General features: G+C 63.4%; 1 pseudogene. It reads right to left on the bottom strand.

What is annotated here, in order from left to right:
• Nucleotides 1–243 (bottom strand): annotated as a pseudogene (locus EOD29_RS34430) (hypothetical protein); the annotation flags it as partial.

Below are 243 nucleotides of genomic sequence, written 5' to 3'. Positions count from 1 at the left end.
GCGAAATGGCCGCCTTCGCCCAGTTCGGTTCGGACCTCGACGCTGCGACGCAGCGCCTGCTGAACCGCGGCCATTTCGCGATACTGGGCGAGTTCGCCCTTGATCGAGCCGGCAACCTGCTTCATCGCCTTGATCTGCGCCGACGAGCCGACGCGGGAAACCGACAGACCGACGTTCACGGCCGGGCGGATACCCTGGTAGAACAGGTCTGTTTCAAGGAAGATCTGGCCATCGGTGATCGAG

This window comes from Mesorhizobium sp. M1A.T.Ca.IN.004.03.1.1 (genome assembly GCF_003997555.1).
In the GTDB taxonomy this organism is placed as follows: Bacteria; Pseudomonadota; Alphaproteobacteria; order Rhizobiales; family Rhizobiaceae; genus Mesorhizobium.
This window is presented reverse-complemented; position numbering and strand designations above follow the sequence as displayed.